This window comes from Cellulomonas sp. P4_A2, from assembly GCF_056402515.1.
Genome location: NZ_JBFUHG010000146.1, coordinates 1 through 418, shown reverse-complemented (window position 1 = coordinate 418; position 418 = coordinate 1). Strand labels below are relative to the sequence as shown.

1 pseudogene is annotated in these 418 nt (G+C 75.1%); it reads left to right on the top strand.

The features are described 5' to 3' along the window. Positions 1 to 418 (top strand): annotated as a pseudogene (locus AC1DUE_RS20465) (hypothetical protein); the annotation flags it as partial.

Here is a 418-nt window from a genome sequence, read left to right as displayed (position 1 = left end):
GAGGAGAGCGACGCGCGGTTGCGTGCCGCGGTCGCCGCGTGGGTGGGGAAGGGCACCGCCGGCGCGAAGACGGCGGAGCAGGACGAGAAGTCCGACGCGGTCGCGGTCACCGGGAGCGACGACGTCACGGGGAGCGACACGCCCGAGGCCGTCGACGAGGCGAGTGACAGCGGGACGGCGTCCGCCGACGCGGCCCCGGACGAGCCGGACGAGCCGGATGATTCGGTCGCATCGGATGCGGTCACCGCCGATGCCGATGCCGACGCCTCGGATGAGGACGACGCCGACGAGGCGCGTGGTGAGGGTGCCGGGAAGCCTGCGGCGTCCGACGACGCCGAAGCAGCGGACGAGGCAGCGGACGAGGCCGAGGAATCCGACGGCGCTGCCGACGAGGCCCGGATCCCCGGCGCCCCCGAGG